Here is an 18,610-nt window from a genome sequence, read left to right on the forward strand (position 1 = left end):
TGTCCATGGTTCATTTATCTTCTGTCGCAGCGTCTTGGGCATCAAAATCAATGATCATCGCCTCATAGCCAAGAGAGTCGATAAAGGTTAACAGATCTGCCGAAGAAATCGTCGTGGTTCGATCATTTCGCAAGGGATGAAAGTTCAACACGTTCCCGTTGGCAAGCTTGGCATCAAGCGCCAGTTTGACCTTGCGATCCGCATCATTAAGCAGCGCAAACGGTGTCACCGATCCCGGCTTGATGCCCAGCGTCTCGATCAGAAGTTCCGGTTTGCCAAAGGACAGGCGCGCACATCCCAACCGTTTGTGCAGGTGGTTCATGCGGATTTCTGTCTCTTCCTCGGCCACAACCAGCCACAGTTCGCCCTTCTTGTCTTTGACAAACAGGTTCTTGGAATGCAGGCCCGGCAGGTCGCCGCGCAGCTTTTGCGAATCCTCAACCGTAAACAGCGGTTCGTGCTCATGTGTGGTCGTTTCGATGCCCAATTTGGCGAGGTGATCGAAAAGCGGGGTTGATGGATCGCTCATGCTCTTTCCCTTGCGGCTGTGCGCCAAAAGATAACCAAGTTCAAAACCGGACGCAAATTTGCGTAAACCGGGTCGGATTTCGACAATTGAAGCCCGTAAAGTCAAGGAAAACCGCCAGAATTCCCATTGTTACGTTTTCATGGAAAAAAGGGTTGCAATCGCTCTTTGTTGGGCTATTATCCGCGCCGCTCCACAGGGGCAGAAACAATCTGATGAACGCGGGCGTAGCTCAGGGGTAGAGCATAACCTTGCCAAGGTTAGGGTCGAGAGTTCGAATCTCTTCGCCCGCTCCATCAGAACGGTTTCACATTGCATCGCTTTCATGATGATGCGGGCGTAGCTCAGGGGTAGAGCATAACCTTGCCAAGGTTAGGGTCGAGAGTTCGAATCTCTTCGCCCGCTCCATGATGAAAGTTTTCAAAAGGCCGTCCTTCGGGGCGGTCTTTTTGCTTTCGGGCCAGTTTTCTTGATCGTTCCTGCTTGCACGCAACGGCGATTTATCGTGTGCTTGGGTAATGACTCGGCCAAATTCTCCCCAATTCCCGTCCTCAGGGCGCATGATCTACACCGTTGGCTATGCTGGCCATGGCCGGGAAAGTTTGCTTTCGCTGTTTCAGGCGCATGGCATTACGGCGGTGGCCGATATCCGCACTTTCAAGCGATCAAGCTATTGGACGGCGTTCGACTCTGAGAGTTTCGGGCCATATTTACGTGAAAATGGCATTGCCTATGTCTTTATGGGTGATGTCATGGGCGGAAAGCCGCAAAACCCGGAACTTTACCCGGACGGGCAGCTTGATTATGGCCTGATGGCAGCACGGCCTGATTTCAAAACCGGGATCGAAAGACTGGTTTCGGGGGCGGAAAAGTACCGCATCTGCCTGATGTGTGCGGAGAAGGACCCGCTGGCTTGCCATCGCACGCTTCTGATTGCCCCGGCCCTCAAAGAGGCCGGTTTTGATCTGTGCCATCTGGTTGATGGACGGGTTGAAACCCAGTCTGAGACCGATGCACGCATGATTGCGATCAATGGCGGGGATGCGCCCGATCTGTTTGCAGCCGCCGAACCCGATCCGGCGGCCGAGGCCAAGCTGGCCCTTGCGCGTCAGATCAAACGCGTTGCCCCCAAGGTCGAGGATGCCATCAAGCGTCGGTAACCGATTGGGTGATCAGCCCATGATGTTATAGCCACCATCAATATGGACCACGTCGCCTGTCAGCGATTTGGCCCGGTCACTGGCGAGAAACGCCGCCAGTTCGCCAATCTCGTCGATGGTAACAAGGCGATGCGATGGGGCGCGTTCGGTTGCTTCATCCATCAGGTGCTGAAATTCCGCGATCCCGGATGCCGCACGGGTCAAAAGCGGCCCCGGCGAAATCGCATGGCAGCGAATGCCTTTGGGCCCAAGCTCGGCCGCCATATAGCGAGTCGTACTTTCAAGCGCCGCCTTGACCGGCCCCATGACACCATAATGATCAATAACCCGTTCCGATCCCATATAGGTCACGGTCAGAAGGGCGCCGCCATCGCGCATCAACGGCTCTGCGCGTTTGGCAAGCCGGGCAAAGGAATGACAGGAAATATCCATTGCCGCCAAAAACCCGTCGCGTGAACAATCGACGACCCGCCCATGCAGGTCATCTGCCGGGGCAAAGGCAATAGAATGCAGGACAAAATCAAGCTTGCCCCATTTCTGTTCGATTTCGGCAAAAAGCGCATCTTCGTCCGCAGTGTTACGGACATCAAACGGGGCAAAAATCGGTGTTTCGATCTCTTCGGCCAGCGGTTTGACAAAGCGCTTGGCCTTTTCATTCAGATAGGTCACCGCGATGTCTGCACCTTCGCGTTTGAAAACGCGGGCACAACCCCAGGCGATGGACAATTCATTGGCAATTCCGACGATCAGCCCTTTTTTGCCTTCAAGCATGCGATGGTTCCTTTTCGGATTATGTGCGACTGCGAAGTGATCGGTAAAATGGGGCGTCTTTCAAAGTGTACCGGGTTTTGCGCTGCAAAAAAGTGCAAAATTCTGTGACAATCACGCCTTGCCGATGATTTTGCGGCTACAGGCTAGTCTGTTGGGTAAATGAATTTTTTTTGTGCAGAAGCATAGTTTTTAGGCAGATGATCCGTTATGTGTAGGCTTACGGGCGCGCGGGGTCTTCAGGTGCCTGCATGATGGAAAATCCCGCTCTACGTCCCAAATAAAGCAAAATCAGTGGTGTGTTGCACCGGTCGCAAAGATCGGTGTTTCGGTTCTGGTAAACAGAGCCGGGAAAAAGGGAAATTGGTCATGAAAGCCCGAAACGGCGACCCAAAGCGGGAAGTCATCGACAAGGTTGTCGAGAAAATCCATCAGCGAATGTCTGGCGAAATGGCGAAGGATGCAGAAGCATTCGTTCGCCTTTTTTATAAGGATGTTCCGCCTGACGACATGGCGGGTCGATCCGTCGACTCGCTTTATGGCGCGGCACTTACACTTTACAAATTCGCGCAAAAGCGCCCTGCGGCCGATACAGCGAAAATCCGGGTCTATAACCCCGATCTCGAAGAGCACGGCTGGACGTCCGATCACACGGTGATCGAAATCAACAATACCGACATGCCGTTCCTGGTGGACTCGGTCACAGCCGCCCTGCATGAGCTTGATCTGACGGTGCATCTTGTCATTCACCCGATCATGCGCATCAAACGTAATGACAAGGGCGACCTGCAGCGTGTCGCCGGTGTCGAGGAAACCGACGATCCGCGTGAATCGGTTATGCATGTAGAAATCGACGAACAAACCGACAAGGACGTGCTTGCCAAGGTTCATGACCGGCTTGAAAACAGCCTGACCGATGTCGCACTTGCCGTACGCGACTGGCAGCCGATGCTTAAAAAGGTCACCGAAGTTCTCGATGAAATCGGCGAGTTCAAGGCCGGAGCCACCGATGAAGACCGCCGCGAAGTGCAGGATTTCCTCGGTTGGCTGCACAACGATCACTTCACCTTCCTCGGTTACCGGGAATACAGCTTCAAGACCGGTGGCAAAAAGGCCGCCGTCGATGTCGAGGTCAAAAATCAGCTCGGCATTTTGTCGCGTGAAGGCACCCACGTCTTTGATGAATTGCGTCAGATCGGCAACCTGTCGGCCGAGGTCCAGGACTTTGTAACCAAGCCGAACCTTTTGATGGTCACCAAGGCCAACAAGCAGTCCACCGTGCACCGCTCCGTGCATCTTGATACCATTGTCGTCAAACAGTTCGACGCCAAGGGCAAGGTCGTTGGTCAGCACCTGTTTGTCGGCCTGTTCACCTCGGTTGCCTATAACCTGAGCCCGCGTCTGATCCCGCTTCTGCGCATGAAGCTGGCCGAAACCGTCAAGCGTGCCGGTTTCCCGCCGGCAAGTCACGATGGCAAGGCGCTGGTCAATATCCTCGAAACCTATCCGCGTGACGAGCTGTTCCAGGTTGATCTCGATGACCTCTATCATACCTGCATGGGCATCCTGCATCTTCAGGAACGCCAGCGTATTGCATTGTTTGTGCGCCGTGATGCCTTTGAGCGGTTTGTTTCCTGTCAGCTGTTCTGCCCGCGTGATCGCTTTACGACCAAGCTGCGCCTGAAATTCCAGGCGGTGATTGAAAATGCCTTTGATGGCAAGGTGACCGCCCACTACACCCTGATCGGGGATAGCCCGCTGGCACGCCTGCATTTGCTGGTGAAAACCAATCCGGGCGAATTGCCGGAATACAGTGTCGCCGATATTGAGCGCCAACTCGTCGAAGCGGCCCGTGACTGGTCTGATACCCTGCGTCAGGTACTTGTGCGCGAACTGGGCGAAGAACGTGGTTTGGCCCTGCATCGTCGCTACGGCGAAAGCTTCTCGACCGATTACCGCGAACGTTTCACGGTCGAAAGTGCCGAACTTGATATTGAACGCATCGAAGAGGTCATCCAGGCCAATGACCTTCGGGTGAACCTTTATCGCCCGATCGAAGCTGCCGAGAACGAGCTGCGCTTCAAAATCTATAACCCCGGTGCGCCGGTGCCGCTGTCTGATGTCCTGCCCATGCTTGAAAATATGGGGCTTAAGGTCATCACCGAGAACCCGTTCACGGTCAGCCCACGCGACGTCGATACCGATGTCCGCATTCATGATTTCGGGGTTGAGGTCGACGGCGAATTCAGCCTGCATGACGTGCGCAACAAGTTCCAGGAACTGTTTGTCCGCATGTGGCATGGCGAAGTTGAAAACGATGCCTTCAACCGTCTTGTCTTGCTCGGCAATTTGCACTGGCGCGAAGTCGTTATTCTGCGCGCCTATGCGCGCTATACCCGCCAGACCGGCTCTGCTTTCTCGCAGGCCTATATGGCCAAGACGCTGGCCAATAATCCCGCACTGGCGTCCGCCCTGGTATCGCTGTTTGTCGCGCGCTTTGACCCGGACCGCGATCCGGGCCTGGCGGCCGAGGTCGAGGCGATTGAAACCGATATCATCACCCGCCTTGAAGATGTGATGAACCCGGATGAGGACCGCATTTTGCGGGCCTTCCTCAATCTGGTGCAGGCGACCTTGCGCACCAACTTCTTCCAGCATGACGCGGATGGAAGTCCGAAATCCTATCTGTCGGTCAAATTCAATTCCTCCATCATCGAAGATTTACCACTGCCCCGTCCGTGGCGTGAAATCTTTGTCTATTCCCCGCGGGTCGAAGCCGTTCACCTGCGCGGGGGGCCGGTTGCCCGTGGTGGTATTCGCTGGTCAGATCGTCAGGAAGATTTCCGCACCGAAATCCTCGGTCTGGTCAAAGCCCAGATGGTCAAGAACGCGGTCATCGTTCCGGTCGGTTCCAAGGGTGGCTTTGTCGTCAAACGCCCGCCGGTCGATGGCACCCGCGAAGCGTTCCTCGAAGAAGGCATTGCCTGCTACAAAACGCTCATGAGTGGCATGCTCGATATCACCGACAATATCGTTGCCGGTGAAATCATTCCGCCTGAAAGGGTACGCCGTCTTGATGACGATGACCCTTATCTGGTTGTTGCGGCCGATAAGGGCACGGCGACCTTCTCCGATATCGCCAATGGTGTGGCGCGCGATTACGGCTTCTGGCTTGATGATGCCTTTGCCTCTGGTGGGTCGCAGGGCTATGACCACAAGAAAATGGGCATTACCGCCCGTGGTGCGTGGGAGTCGGTGAAACGCCACTTCCGCGAAATGGGCAAGAACATCCAGACCACGCCGTTTACCGTCGCGGGTGTTGGCGACATGTCGGGCGATGTGTTTGGCAATGGCATGTTGCTGTCCGAACAGATCAAGCTGGTCGCGGCCTTCAACCACATGCATATCTTTGTCGATCCGGACCCGGACCCGGCCAAAAGCTTTGCCGAGCGCAAACGCCTGTTTGATATGCCGCGTTCAAGCTGGACCGACTATGACAAGAAAACCTTGTCCAAGGGCGGTGACATCTTTGATCGCAAGGCCAAGACCCTTGATCCGTCCCCCGAAGTCCGCAAGGTACTGGGGCTTGGCAGTGGCAAGGTCACCCCGGCTGAGATGATGAAGGCCATCCTGAAATCCGACGTCGAACTTCTGTGGTTTGGCGGGATCGGGACCTATATCAAATCGAACCTCGAAACCAATGCCGATGCCGGCGACCGTGCCAACGATGCGATCCGCATCAATGGTCGCGAGGTCCGCGCAAAGGTGGTGGGCGAGGGCGCGAACCTTGGCGCAACCCAGCGCGGGCGCATCGAATATGCCCATGCCGGCGGGCGTCTCAATACCGATGCGATTGATAACGCGGCGGGCGTGAACTGCTCGGACCACGAGGTCAATATCAAGATCCTTGTCGGCGAAGTGGTCTCAGCCGGCGACATGACCGAAAAGCAGCGTAACAAGCTTCTGGTCGACATGACCGACGAGGTCGGCGATCTGGTGCTGCGTGATAACTATCTGCAAAGCCAGGCGATCTCGAATGCCGATGCGGAAAGTGCCGATATTCTGGATGCGCAGGTCCGTCTGATCCGCATGCTCGAACGCGAAGGGCGGCTTAATCGCGAAATCGAATATCTTCCCGATGACGAGGAACTCACCCGTCGTGCCAACGCGCATGAAGGTCTGACTCGTCCGGAAGTTTCGGTTCTGATGCCCTATGCGAAATTGTGGCTCTATGACGAGATACTTGAGTCCGATTTGCCCGATGATCCGGTTCTGGTCGAAGAACTGGTGCGCTATTTCCCGACGGCACTCCGCAAAAAATACGCTGATGCGATTTCAAACCACCGTTTGAAACGCGAAATCATCGCGACTGTTGCGACCAACAGCCTGGTCAACCGGGTTGGTGGCACCTTTGTCCATGACATGATGGAAGCGACTGGCATGTCGGCGGTTGATGTGTCACGCGGCTATCTGATCACGCGGTCTGTCTTCTCGCTCAGGGATTTGTGGGACGGGATCGAAGCGCTTGATAACGTCGTGCTGGCCAAACTCCAGACCAGCATGTTCCGCGAAATCAATCGCATGGTGAACGATGTGACCCTGTGGTTCCTGCGCAATTGCGAGGACCTCAATGTCGGCGAAAAGATCGAAATGTTCCGCCCGGCAGTGTCCAAGGTGATCGAAAGCTTCGAGGAAATCGTTCCCGAGGATGCCGCTGCCCGCAAGGCAATGGCAGACAAGGCCAAATCACTCGTGGCGCAAGGCGTCCCTGAAGACATCGCATGGCGGGTGGCATCCGCAACCCAGCTTGTGGCGATCTGTGACGTTGTTCGTATTGCAGAGGCAACCGGACGGGATGTCATCGAAGTCTCGTCCACCTACTTTGCGGTCGGTGCACGCTTCCAGCTTGGTCTGATGCGGTCTGCTGCCGAGTCTATCGAGGCCGATACCTACTGGCAGAAACTGGCCCGTGCGGCTGTGATTGATGATCTGTTTGGCCATCAGCGCGAACTGACCCGCTCGGTTCTGGCTGCGGGTAAGAAAGGCACATCGGGTTCTGATCTGCTCGATATCTGGGTGCAGGATCGTCAACGTGGCTGCGCGCGCTGTGATGATCTGATCAACGAACTGCGTTCGGCCGGTCAGATCGATCTTGCCATGATCACGGTCGCCAACCGCCAGATTCGGGCCCTGACCGGGGCGTAGGTTTGGTCGATTGGCAACAATTTCCAAGCAACGGGGAGTCGGTCGGCTCCCCGTTGCCTTTTTCAAGCCTGTGCTGCATTAGCAGATTGTCGGAAATCCTGCACCAGCGGGTGCTGTCCGAGCCTTTTGGAACCGCTTAGGGATGGTGCTGTGAACAGCATTTCGGTTTAACCGGATTTGCGCCTTGCGAAAACGAGCCGGTCCGCTATCTGTGACAACAGAGTGTTTGGAAAGATGGGCTCAGCATGAATTACGTGCGTACAGGTTTGTTACTCGCCGGGTTGACCGCGTTGTTTGGTGCGGTTGGCATGATGATTGGCGGGCAGCAGGGCATGATCATTGCGCTGCTGTTTGCGGCTGCCATGAACGTGTTCGCCTATTGGAATTCCGATGCCATGTTGCTGCGCATGCGCAGTGCACGCCAGGTGGATGACAAAACAGCACCTGAACTGGTGGCGATGGTGCGTGATCTTGCGCGCAATGCCGATCTGCCGATGCCCAAGGTCTATGTGATCGAAAACCCGCAACCCAATGCCTTTGCCACTGGTCGCAACCCGGAAAATGCCGCGGTGGCGGCAACCACCGGGCTGCTCAAACTCCTCGATCGTAACGAAATTGCGGGCGTCATGGCCCATGAACTGGCACACGTTAAAAACCGTGACACCCTGACCATGACCATCACAGCGACCATCGCCGGTGCCATTTCAGCGCTTGCCAACTTTGCCATGTTTGCCGGGATTTTTGGTGGCGGGCGGAGCGAAAATAACAATCCGCTGGGCGGGATCGGCATGATCCTGATTGCCATTCTGGCCCCGATGGGCGCGATGATCGTGCAAATGGCAATCTCGCGCACCCGCGAATATGAGGCGGACAAGATCGGGGCGGAAATCTGTGGTCATCCGATGTGGCTGGCCTCTGCATTGAACAAGCTTGATAAGGGCGTACATGCGGTGCCCAACATGGATGCCGAACGCAATCCTGCAACCGCCCACATGTATATTGCCAATCCGCTGTCAGGGAAGGGGGTTGATAACCTGTTTTCAACCCACCCCAATATGGCCAACCGCATTGCCCGCCTGCAGGCCATGGCGGGTGCTTCGCAAAGCTCCGCGCACAGCCCGGCGCAAGGCCGCCAACCCGCAAAAACACCCCGGACTGCCAAGCCCGCATCTACCCGTGGCCCTTGGGGTCGCAAGGCTGCGAAACCTGCCACGTCCAAACGTACCTCGTCGCGTCAGCGCAAACGGCCCTGGGAATGATAAACAGGGTAAAACCCTGTTTCCTCGGATGGTTACGTCCCCTAACTAGGGGTCGTTTATCCTATTCTTCGGTATGATGAAATTGGCAATGCACGGCATTGACCAACCGGAAATACAGGACGAAAATGTTCTGACAAAAGTCTTGCACCCCCTGCGACCGAGGTTCCGAAATGCAGGGGACGGATAAGGACAATAATGGCTGGTTTCTGGTCAATCGTAGGCCTCGTGTTCAAATCCTTGATCACGGGCTCTGAAACTGTCGATGACATGGGGGATGGTGCCGGAGATGATCTGGTGGCAGATGATGTGTTGTGCCGATATGGCATTGCCCGTTTTTCCCCCTCCGAGCTCAATGCCCATATCGGGGCAGACTCTGCCGATGAAGTTTCTGAACTTGTGGCCGCTGCCTTGAAGGCCGTCCCGGATAGTGCCGGAGTAACGGTCGATCAGTTCTTTTCACCCAATCCCGATGCCGCCGACCCGTTTCAGGCGAGCCGCGAAGCCCAGCTTGGCGTGCTTAATATGGCACATCGCAAGGATGCCGATACGGTCTTCTGGGGTCGTCAGGATGCCAGCAACGGCCACCTTGATCTGCATATGGTCAGTGATGCGCTGACATCGTCGCTCTATGACCTGATGCTGCCCCAGACCTACAGTTTCCGCCAACCAGCCCACGCCGATGTGTCAGAAGCCCTGCGTGTCCTTCTGACAGCACAACTGGTGTTGAAATCCCGTGGCGGCGAACAGCGTGCCCTTCAAATCGCCCGGTTATCGGCGATTATGGAAGACCTTCAGGATCGCATTCTGGGTGGTGATGTCTTTTCGCAGGCGGGGGCTGGCGTGGCACTGGCTTACGGGTTTGGCGCGTTCGTGCTCTCTGAAACCGGGGATCGGTCCTATTGCGCCAGTGCGCTGCGCGTCATGGAACCCTATATCCGCCAAATGGTCAGCGATATCGCCGAAAAACCATCGACGACCGCCAAAGCAGCCCCCACCGGGCTTAAGGGCGAAGCGCTTGATGGCGCAGATCAGGGCGGGCAGGAAAACCAACTGTCAGACCTTCTTGACCGGGTCACTGATTTTTCCAAGGTCAATCCGCGCACGACGGCCGCACTTGCACTTTATGGGGCGCTTGTGAACTGGTCGCTGGTGGCCAATCTCAGGGCGCGGTCCGGCGCATTGTCGATTGCGATCTGGCGCATGCTGGAACGCCGGATCGAACTTTCCATGGGCTCGCCGGTCGATCGGGCGCTGTCGATCTGCAAACTGGGTGAGGCCATGGTGCTCACCGGCAAGGACAAGGAAGACGCCAAGCTTGTCGATAAGGGGGCCGGTCATTACCGTCGCGCACTTGGCATGATCAATGCCCGAGTGCATGGACCGTTATATGCATCAATTGCCTATGGTCTGGCCGAGGCGATTGTATCTTCGGCAACCATTCGGGATGTCACCATTCCCGATACCCAGGTTGTCCCGGTCTTTCAAGCAGCGCTCAAGGTCTGCGCACGCCGTGATCATCCCTATATCTGGGGCCGGATCATGTTTGCGCTCGCGACCGTCTATCTGACCAACGGCAACCTGCACGAGGATGTCGAAATGCTCACCCACGCGCGGATGAGCTACTCCCAGGCTTATGAGGCATTCAACGAAGCCGGTGCAAAGGGGGCGGCACGTGCAGCATCAGGCGGTTATACCCGTTCGGAAAACTTCCTTTCCCAGCTTGGTCATCGTAACGCCGTGATCGATGCGACTGGTGGCAGTGGGAGTGGTGATGCGCAGACAGACAAGGACACCGCCGACGCCTCCTGATCTTTTGCAGTGCGCTTTTGCTCCGACAAAAAGAAACCCCCGCAGCGGGTGCTGCGGGGGTTTTTGACTGCATATGCCGGCTTACTTCTATTCGCGGTTACCGAAGAAGTGCAGCAGCATGATGAACAGGTTCACGAAGTCGAGATACAGACGCAGCGCACCGAACAGAGCTTTTTTGCCTGCGGTCGTTGCATCATCATGCTCGTGATACTCTTCCTTGATTTTCTGGGTGTCATAGGCGGTAAGGCCCGTGAAGATCAGAACACCAGCCGCCGAAATGACGAACTGCAGCATCGTGCTGGCAAGGAAGATGTTCACCACCATCGCGATGATGATACCGATCAGACCCATGAACAGGAAGCTGCCCCAGCCCGAAAGGTCTTTCTTGGTGGTGTAGCCAAACAGGCTCATCGCACCAAAGGTACCTGCGGTGATGAAGAACGTACGAGCAATCGACTCACCGGTATAAACCAGGAAGATCGACGCCAGGGACAGACCCATCAGACCTGCATAGACCCAGAATGTCGCCTGTGCGGCACCAAAGCTCATCTTGTGGATGCGTGCGCTCAGGAAGAAGACAAGCCCGATCGGGGCCAGCATGACAATCCAGTGCAGTCCAGTGCCGAAAATAGCCTGCATCAGGGTCGGGCTGGTCGACACAGCCATTGCCACGATACCGGTCAAGGCAAGTGCAGATGCCATGTAGTTGTAGACACGCAGCATATAGGCGCGGAGACCTTCATCGATCTCGGCCGCCGACCGGCCAACCGAGACGTCATAGCCGCGTTGACGCGTTTCAAAAGCCATTGAAATCCCTCTTTGATCCAATAATGAGCAGAAGGCACTGATATACCTTTGCGATGATCAAAATATGGCAGGATTTCTGTGAAAAGCAACGTTTTGCCAGATTGGGTGTGCTTGCGCTGTCCTCAGATGTGAACTTGTTCACCCTTTATATGACGCTATCGTGAAATCCCCCGATAACGACAGGCTTTTTAAACCGGTCTATGATGTGGGTCTGCGGGACTCGCAAAGCATCCCATCAACGCATAGAGGCCCGGCCAAATGTTAAGCCCGATCACACGCCATATGTCGCTGCCAAACCTGGTCCGGGGTTTTGTGCGTACGCTGGTCATGGGCGCCCTGATTGCTGGGTCTGTATGTGCACTTGCCGCAAACGGGCAGGCACAAAATGCCAACCTTCAACGAAACCTCGGCGATGGCGATATTCCGGTCTTCACCGATAGTTATGACGCATCGGAATTCTGTGCCGATGGCAGTGGAGATGCCCCCTGCGCCGTTGCCCCGGTTGATGTGCCGGAATTTGATGCCAGCTTCGTCTATCGTTTCCTCGCCTATCATGCGCAGCGCCCGTTTGATCGTTTTTCGTGGCAGGCTTTCACGGCGCTGATGAGCCCGCTTGATCAGGTGGATCAGAAAGCGCATTGGGAAACCTTCCCGACACGGCGCGATCTGTTTGCCGAGGTCACCTATCCCAACCCGGCCTGCGCAGATAATTTGCCCAACAGACATTTGTTGCTGGCAAGCTATCTGCAATCGACGGGTGATGTCCTGATTGATCAGGCGGGCAATTTTGTTTTGTTTGAAACCCGCATCAACCCGGTTGCGGCCGATTATATCACCGCCAACCACCTGCAAACCCGTTCCGGGCGGGCGGCCTTTGCCAAATCCGGGCAGGCCATCGACTTCCCTACAGGTCATCTGGACCCCGAAATGGCTGATGCTGTGAAGCTGGCCTCAGCCAATCCCGCACCCAACGCTGATTCGGTCATTCCGGCTTCGGCGCCCGGTGAGATGGGCGCGCAATTACTGAAATTCGCATGGCGCATTCTGCCCAACGATGAAGCGGCACAGAACGACCGCTATCTCACCCGCGCAGCACGGATATCGCTTGGCGGGGATCAAACACTTGATGGGCAGGCCAAATGCCTTGATGTCACTGTCGGGCTGGTTGGCATGCATCTGGTTCAACGGGTAACCAGTGGCAACGGGGATCGCTGGATCTGGGCGAGTTTCGAGCATGTCGATAATGTCCCCTTGGCCGCCAATGCGCGGCGCCCCAACAGCATCATCACCAAGGAGCCGTTTGAAGACGGTTGCCTTGCCCCCGGGGCTGTCGATCAAGCTTACGCTTTCTATGGTGGAAAGACGGCCAGTGGCATCCCGGCCAATCAACCGATCTCAGACGCGTTGAAATGGGCCGACCATGCGCCCTTTGCTCGTCTGACATCGGGCGACAGGCCGACATCACCCGATATCGTCCGCTGCTGGCGCCTGTTTTCCGGCACGGCCGAAAGCAACTTTGTCTGGCAGAACAAGCTGTCTGGCACGGTTTGGGCAAACTACATGCTGCTCGGCACCCAATGGATCGGCAATCCGGGCGGCGCACCGTTTGGCGTTGGCGAGGTGCCACGTTTTCTGACCAACAGCACGCTTGAAAGCTTCATGCAGGATCAGGCGGATGCCACCTGTCTTGGCTGTCACGCACGGGCTACCAGCGATGCCGGGCAGATATCGAACTTCACCTTCCTGCTTGATCCGGGCAACTGACAAACCCCGAACAGAGAGACCTTCCAATTTCCCCCGATTGCCACTAGCATGCTTCGCAACATTTGCCGCACCCAAAAACAAAGAACAGCGGCGAATTCAGGGAGGAAATATGTTGGGCAGTCGTTCTGACTATGCTTCGGTGCGTTCGCAATTCTCATGGAACGTGCCAACCCACTTTAATATTGGCGTCGATGTTTGCGACAAATGGGCAGACGATCCGGATCGTCTGGCATTGATGCATCGCAGACGCGATGGCACGCGCCGTGACTACACCTTTTCACAGATCAAGCGCTTGTCGAACCGCTTTGCCAATGTCATGCGCCGTCATGGCATACGGCGCGGCGACCGGGTGGGGATCTTGTTGCCGCAAAGCCCGGAAACGGCAATTGCCCATGTCGCGACCTATAAAATGGGTGGTATTGCCGTGCCGCTCTTTACCCTGTTTGGGGTGGATGCGCTGGAATACCGTCTGGGCAACTGTGCGGCCAAGGCTTTGGTGACCGACAAGGAGGGCGCGGCCAAAATCGCTGAAATCCGCGATCTGTTGCCTGCCCTTGAATATGTCTATGTCATCGATGGCGCGCCGGATCATTGTTTTGATTTTAAGGCCCTGTCATCAGAAGCCAGTGACGAATTCGAACCGGTCAACACCCGGGCCGATGAACCGGCCCTGATCATTTACACATCGGGCACCACCGGGCAGCCGAAAGGGGCGCTGCATGCCCATCGGGTATTGCTGGGACATTTGCCCGGTGTCGAGATGTCACATGATTTCTTCCCCGAAGACGGCGATGTCATGTGGACCCCGGCCGACTGGGCGTGGATTGGCGGGCTTTTGGATGTTCTGCTGCCCGCCTGGCATCATGGCGTGCCGGTCGTGGCGCACCGGTTTGAAAAATTCACGCCCGAAGATGCCTTTCGCCTGATGGCGGAATATGGCGTGCGCAATACCTTCCTGCCGCCAACGGCCCTTAAGATGATGCGCGCTGCTGGTGATGAAATGGCGCAAAGGTTCAATTTCACACTGCGCTCGATCGCAAGCGGTGGAGAAACATTGGGGTCCGAACTTCTTGATTGGGGGCGTCGGGTGTTTGGCGTCACCATCAACGAGTTTTATGGCCAGACCGAATGCAACATGGTGGTCAGTTCCTGTCAGTCGATCATGGACTCAAAACCCGGTGTTATGGGCCGTCCGGTGCCGGGGCATGATGTTGCGGTGATTGATCTGGGGGGCAAGGTTCTGGAACCCGGCGAAATGGGCCGCATTGCCGTGCGTGCGCCCGATCCGGTGATGTTCCTTGAATATTGGCGCAATCCCGAAGCCACCCGTGACAAGTTTGTCGGCGAATGGCTTCTGACCGGCGATATGGGCTGTGTCGACTCTGATGGCTATATCCGCTTTGTCGGGCGTGATGATGATGTCATCAGCTCGGCCGGTTATCGCATCGGTCCGGGCGAGATCGAAGATTGCCTGATTGCCCATCCCGCCATCCGCATGGCCGGTGTCATCGGTAAACCCGATGATCAGCGTGGCCAGATCGTAAAGGCCTTTGTCGTGCTGGCTGATGGCTTTGTCCAAAACCCGGAGCTTGAAAACGAAATCAAGGACTTCGTTAAAACCCGGTTGGCCGCGCACGAATACCCGCGCGAGATCGCCTTCCTCGATCAATTGCCGATGACAACGACCGGCAAGGTCGTGCGGCGTGCCTTGCGCGACATCGCCTGACCCTCAAGCCGTGATTTCAAATCGATATCAAAACGGTTTTTGCAAAAAACAAGGCCGGGCCCCTCTGGATCCGGCCTTGTTTGTTTAAGCTCGTTTGTGCCGGTTGGCTTATTCGTTGCGCAGCATCGGGGCGGCCGGACTGCGTAATGCCTGCCAGGTGCCAACAAAGCCCGCGGCCAGCGTGGCAAACAGGCCAATCGCAATTGGTCCGATGATGGTCATTGGCAACAGCACCCAGTTGGCCTCCATGATCAAAACCAGCACCGACCAGGCGGCCACCGATCCGACAAAGGCCGCGATCACGCCGGTCGCAAGGCCAAGGATTCCGTATTCCAGCGCATAGGCATACAGAATGTTGGATCGTGTCGCGCCCAATGTCTTGAGCACCACGGCGTCATAGATGCGTTTGCGGCGCCCGGCCGCAACCGCCCCGCCCAGCACCAGCACGCCGGCGACAATCGCAATCATGCTGGTCGCATTAAGCGCCGTACCGATCCCGGCCAGAATGGCATTGGCGGCTTCAAGTGCCTCACGCACCCGGATGGCCGACACGTTCGGGAAGTCCATGCCGATCATGCGATCAACCGGTTCCTCCATTTCGCGCGGCATATGGGCAGTCGCGATCAGGCTATAGGGCGCCTTGTCGATCAGGCCGGGTGAAAACACCATGGCGAAGTTCATGCGCAGGCTCTGCCATTCGATCTCGCGCCAGTTGGCGATTTCGGCTGTGATGTCGCGGCCCAGCACATTGATGGTCAGGGTATCGCCCGGCTCAAGGTCAAAGGCATTGCCGATATCCGCACTGATCGAGACCAGCGGCTTGGCGGCATCATTGTAATCAGCCGGCCACCATTCGCCCCGCACCAGTTTGGTTTCGGGCGGTGGGCTGGCCGCAAAGGTCAACCCGCGGTCACCGCGCAGGAACCAGCGATCATCGCCCGGTCCGACATCGTTGGAATCAACGCCATCGACCGCCGTCACCCGACCCCGCAGCATCGGTGTTTGTTCGATATCCGAAACGTTGTTTTGCGCCAGAAGCTGACCCCGGAACTGATCGATCTGATCCGGGCGAATATCAAGGAAGAAGAAGGCCGGGGCAGAATCCGGCAGGTTCTCGTTGATCTCGTTATCGAGGTTGCCCTCGATCCCCGAAATTGTCACCAGAAGTGTAAGCCCCAATCCAAGCGATAGCGCAACCGGTACGGTACTCGCACCCGGACGGTGCAGATTGGCCAGCGCCAGTCTGGAAAAGGCACTGCGTCCCGTGATCAGACGTTTCGAAAGGGATACGATACTTTGCCCGGCATAGGTGAAAATCACCACGGCCGCCGCAGACCCGCCAATAAAGCCAAGGGCAATCGCCTTGTCGGTTGCGGTCAGGACGGTAAGGATCAGCAACAGAACAAGCGGCATGCCGATATAGGGCAAATCCTGCTTGCGCACCGGACTGCCACTAAACAGTCCCGCACTGGCCCGGAACAATCGTGCCGCCGGGATTTCACGCGCACGCAACAAGGAGGGCAGCGCAAAGACCAAGGTGGTCAAAACGCCAAAGCTGGTTGCGATGATCAGCGACGGCAATGCCGGACCCAACGTCACATCAATCGGCAACCGTCCGGACAGAAGCGGCGCAATCAGGGCTGGTGTCACCGCACCAATCAAAAGCCCGATGCCAATCCCGATCAGCGCCAGAACAAGGATCTGCAGGAAGTAAATCCGCAGTACCAGCGCATGCGATGCGCCGATGGATTTCAGCGTGGCAATGACGGATGTTTTGCTTTCGATATGGCTGCGTACCGCATTGGCCACCCCAATGCCGCCAACCAGAAGGGCCGACAAACCGACAAGGGTCAGGAACAGGGTCAACCGCTCGATAAAGCGTTTCAGCCCCGGGTTGGCATTGGCCGTATCGCGAATACGCCAGCCCGCCTCTTCAAACCGCTCTTCAAGTCGTTCGCGAAAGGCGGTCGGGGTTTCATTGTCATTGATATCCAAAGCGTAATAATAGCGGATCAGACTGCCCGGCTGGACCAGCCCGGTCTCCATCAACCCGTCCATCGACACCATCAGGCGCGGGCCAAAGTTGAAAAAGCCAACCGCCTTGTCAGGTTCGGTCGCAATCACGCCACGAATCTGAACATCGATATCGCCAAGGGCAACTGTATCACCGACATTAATCTGAAGCCGCTCAAGCAAGCCGGCCTCGGTCACAGCCCCCCAGACGCCATCCTTCTGATCAAGGATCCCGTCAAAGGGCACACCCTCGGCAAGTTCCATCTCGCCAAACAGTGGATAGGCATCATCAACCGCCTTAAGCTCCACCAGTCGGCGCTGGTCCGGGCCATAGGCCGTGGTACGCATGGTGGCCAGTTCGGCCACCCGTTCCGTGTTGGCGGTCAGCCACTCGATCTGATCGCCGGTGGCTTCCTGATGGGTCAGGCGCAGCTCGACATCGCCGCCCAAAAGCTTGCGTCCGTCACGCTCCAGCGCCGATAGAACGGATTCCGAAACGTTTCCGACGGCTGCGATCGAACCAACGCCAAGCGCAAGGCAGGCCAGAAAAATACGAAAACCCGACAGCCCGCCGCGCAATTCGCGCCGGCAGACCCGCCAGGCAATGGACCAAAGGCGGTTAGCACCTTCTGAGGGGGAAGAAGGTGTGCTCATGATTGCGATTCCAGATGCAAAACGATTTCGCCGTCCCGCAGCATCACCGTGCGGTCGCATCGCTCGGCAAGCCCCGGATCATGGGTAATCAAAAGCAATGTCGACCCGCGCCGTTTGGTCAGATCAAACAGCAATTCAATAATCGTTTCACCGGTCGTGCCATCAAGGTTCCCGGTCGGCTCATCGGCCAGCAAAAGTTCCGGATCGGTGGCAAGTGCACGCGCAAGTGCCACGCGCTGCTGCTCCCCGCCTGATAGCTGGCCGGGATAGTGATCGGTACGATGGCCGAGCCCGACATGTTCGAGTTCCGCACGCGCCTTTTCAAAGGCATCCTTGCGTCCGGCGAATTCCATCGGAAGCGCAACGTTTTCCAATGCGCTCATGGTCGGGATCAAATGGAAGTCCTGAAACACGATGCCGACATGATGGCGGCGATAAAGCGCCAGCCCGTCTTCATCAAGGGCGCGCAAATCCTCGCCGCAGACCTTCACTACACCTTCCTGGGCTTGTTCCAGTCCGGCAATAACCATCAAAAGCGATGTCTTGCCCGAGCCCGACGGACCGACAAGTGAGACGCGCTCGCCTGCGCCAATAGAAAGATCGACCCCTTTAAGGATCTCGACAATCCCGGCCGGACCCTGCAGCCGCAGCTTCAGGTTTTGCACATCAATGGTCTGTTTTGGCACTTCACCAGATGCCGCGATATTTTGTTCCGGTATCGTGGTGGTTTCGGTCACACTCATTTCGGGTCCTATCGGGTTGTCCGTTGCAAGATCAACAAAGCAGGTTACATAAGCTTACGGATCAGGACGTTTCTGGTTCAGACTTCTTTTGATCTGAATGACTTCTGTCTGCGTTCTTTAAGGGTAAACGGTTGCAAACCGTTCTCGCAAGGTCGCAACATATCAAGGTGAGATTT

At 56.4% G+C, this 18,610-nt stretch carries 10 protein-coding genes, 2 tRNA genes and 1 pseudogene; 8 read left to right on the forward strand and 5 right to left on the reverse strand.

Annotated elements, in window-relative coordinates:
- Nucleotides 1-10: 10 nt before the first annotated feature.
- The gene (locus ACXAIA_RS02585; protein WP_475347967.1) at nt 11-529 is read right to left on the reverse strand and encodes a prolyl-tRNA synthetase associated domain-containing protein; all 519 of its coding nucleotides are present in this window, start codon (nt 527-529) and stop codon (nt 11-13) included.
- A 218-nt stretch (nt 530-747) separates the two neighbouring features.
- Here ACXAIA_RS02585 and ACXAIA_RS02590 point away from each other — a divergent pair.
- The 3 genes from ACXAIA_RS02590 to ACXAIA_RS02600 all read left to right on the forward strand — a co-directional run bounded on the left by ACXAIA_RS02590 (nt 748) and on the right by ACXAIA_RS02600 (nt 1,686).
- Nucleotides 748-822, forward strand: a tRNA-Gly gene (locus ACXAIA_RS02590).
- A 37-nt stretch (nt 823-859) separates the two neighbouring features.
- Nucleotides 860-934, forward strand: a tRNA-Gly gene (locus ACXAIA_RS02595).
- Between the two features lie 152 nt (nt 935-1,086).
- Nucleotides 1,087-1,686: a DUF488 domain-containing protein gene (locus ACXAIA_RS02600; protein ID WP_475347968.1), complete on the forward strand. Its 600-nt coding sequence runs from the start codon at nt 1,087-1,089 to the stop codon at nt 1,684-1,686.
- 12 nt (nt 1,687-1,698) lie between these two features.
- On the opposite strand, the gene fabI is transcribed toward ACXAIA_RS02600, so the two are convergent.
- Nucleotides 1,699-2,457, reverse strand: a complete 759-nt coding sequence (gene fabI / locus ACXAIA_RS02605; protein WP_475347969.1) for an enoyl-ACP reductase FabI — start codon at nt 2,455-2,457, stop codon at nt 1,699-1,701.
- Between the two features lie 366 nt (nt 2,458-2,823).
- Between fabI and ACXAIA_RS02610 the strand changes: the two genes are divergently transcribed.
- The 3 genes from ACXAIA_RS02610 (at nt 2,824) to ACXAIA_RS02620 (ending at nt 10,727) form a co-directional block, all read left to right on the forward strand.
- Nucleotides 2,824-7,659: an NAD-glutamate dehydrogenase gene (locus ACXAIA_RS02610; RefSeq protein WP_475347970.1), complete on the forward strand. Its 4,836-nt coding sequence runs from the start codon at nt 2,824-2,826 to the stop codon at nt 7,657-7,659.
- Nucleotides 7,660-7,904: 245 nt separating this feature from the next.
- Nucleotides 7,905-8,918, forward strand: a complete 1,014-nt coding sequence (htpX, locus tag ACXAIA_RS02615) for a zinc metalloprotease HtpX (protein ID WP_475347971.1) — start codon at nt 7,905-7,907, stop codon at nt 8,916-8,918.
- Nucleotides 8,919-9,113: 195 nt separating this feature from the next.
- A complete protein-coding gene (locus ACXAIA_RS02620) occupies nt 9,114-10,727 on the forward strand; it encodes a hypothetical protein (RefSeq protein ID WP_475347972.1) in 1,614 nt (537 codons plus the stop codon).
- Nucleotides 10,728-10,814: 87 nt separating this feature from the next.
- Here the strand turns inward: ACXAIA_RS02620 and ACXAIA_RS02625 are convergent, their stop codons facing one another.
- Nucleotides 10,815-11,534 carry a Bax inhibitor-1/YccA family protein gene (locus tag ACXAIA_RS02625; RefSeq protein ID WP_044829724.1) on the reverse strand — a complete coding sequence of 240 codons (720 nt, stop codon included), beginning with the start codon at nt 11,532-11,534 and terminating at the stop codon, nt 10,815-10,817.
- Between the two features lie 258 nt (nt 11,535-11,792).
- Between ACXAIA_RS02625 and ACXAIA_RS02630 the strand changes: the two genes are divergently transcribed.
- Both ACXAIA_RS02630 and ACXAIA_RS02635 read left to right on the forward strand, forming a co-directional pair.
- The gene (locus ACXAIA_RS02630; RefSeq protein WP_475347973.1) at nt 11,793-13,298 is read left to right on the forward strand and encodes a hypothetical protein; all 1,506 of its coding nucleotides are present in this window, start codon (nt 11,793-11,795) and stop codon (nt 13,296-13,298) included.
- 109 nt (nt 13,299-13,407) lie between these two features.
- The gene (locus ACXAIA_RS02635) at nt 13,408-15,024 is read left to right on the forward strand and encodes an acyl-CoA synthetase (RefSeq protein WP_475342836.1); all 1,617 of its coding nucleotides are present in this window, start codon (nt 13,408-13,410) and stop codon (nt 15,022-15,024) included.
- Nucleotides 15,025-15,132: 108 nt separating this feature from the next.
- Here the strand turns inward: ACXAIA_RS02635 and ACXAIA_RS02640 are convergent, their stop codons facing one another.
- Nucleotides 15,133-17,691, reverse strand: a complete 2,559-nt coding sequence (locus tag ACXAIA_RS02640; protein ID WP_475347974.1) for an ABC transporter permease — start codon at nt 17,689-17,691, stop codon at nt 15,133-15,135.
- Nucleotides 17,692-17,852: 161 nt separating this feature from the next.
- Nucleotides 17,853-18,434, reverse strand: a pseudogene (locus tag ACXAIA_RS02645) (ABC transporter ATP-binding protein); the annotation flags it as partial.
- Between the last annotated feature and the right edge of the window lie 176 nt (nt 18,435-18,610).

This window comes from Thalassospira sp. ABL2_045, from assembly GCF_056161285.1.

Bases quoted from the DNA above. Each gene is read 5' to 3' on its own strand.
- ACXAIA_RS02585 (WP_475347967.1), bottom strand. From the start codon at position 529: ATGAGCGATCCATCAACCCCGCTTTTCGATCACCTCGCCAAATTGGGC.
- ACXAIA_RS02600 (WP_475347968.1), top strand. From the start codon at position 1,087: ATGATCTACACCGTTGGCTATGCTGGCCATGGCCGGGAAAGTTTGCTT.
- fabI (WP_475347969.1), bottom strand. From the start codon at position 2,457: ATGCTTGAAGGCAAAAAAGGGCTGATCGTCGGAATTGCCAATGAATTG.
- ACXAIA_RS02610 (WP_475347970.1), top strand. From the start codon at position 2,824: ATGAAAGCCCGAAACGGCGACCCAAAGCGGGAAGTCATCGACAAGGTT.
- htpX (WP_475347971.1), top strand. From the start codon at position 7,905: ATGAATTACGTGCGTACAGGTTTGTTACTCGCCGGGTTGACCGCGTTG.
- ACXAIA_RS02620 (WP_475347972.1), top strand. From the start codon at position 9,114: ATGGCTGGTTTCTGGTCAATCGTAGGCCTCGTGTTCAAATCCTTGATC.
- ACXAIA_RS02625 (WP_044829724.1), bottom strand. From the start codon at position 11,534: ATGGCTTTTGAAACGCGTCAACGCGGCTATGACGTCTCGGTTGGCCGG.
- ACXAIA_RS02630 (WP_475347973.1), top strand. From the start codon at position 11,793: ATGTTAAGCCCGATCACACGCCATATGTCGCTGCCAAACCTGGTCCGG.
- ACXAIA_RS02635 (WP_475342836.1), top strand. From the start codon at position 13,408: ATGTTGGGCAGTCGTTCTGACTATGCTTCGGTGCGTTCGCAATTCTCA.
- ACXAIA_RS02640 (WP_475347974.1), bottom strand. From the start codon at position 17,691: ATGAGCACACCTTCTTCCCCCTCAGAAGGTGCTAACCGCCTTTGGTCC.